Here is a 264-nt window from a genome sequence, read left to right on the forward strand (position 1 = left end):
GAACAGCTGTTTCTGCTGTACGGCGTGGTAGGGCTGTGCGTGGGCGTTGTCGGGGCGGTACCGTACGTGATGGTCCGCGCGTTCCCGCCGGAGGTACGCTTCACCGGGATCTCATTTTCCTATAACGTGTCGTATGCCATTTTCGGCGGGCTGACGCCGATTGCGGTTACCGTGCTGATGAGCGTGTCGCCGATGGCGCCAGCCTGGTATGTACTCGCGCTCTCGCTGATGGGGCTGGTATTAGGATTTTGGCTGCGTCAGGCG

At 61.0% G+C, this 264-nt stretch carries 1 pseudogene; it reads left to right on the plus strand.

Features of this window, described 5'->3' with window-relative positions:
• A pseudogene (locus OH705_RS27705) lies at positions 1–264 on the plus strand (MFS transporter); the annotation flags it as partial.

The organism is Pseudomonas sp. BJa3 (assembly GCF_026343815.1).
In the GTDB taxonomy this organism is placed as follows: Bacteria; Pseudomonadota; Gammaproteobacteria; order Pseudomonadales; family Pseudomonadaceae; genus Aquipseudomonas; species Aquipseudomonas soli.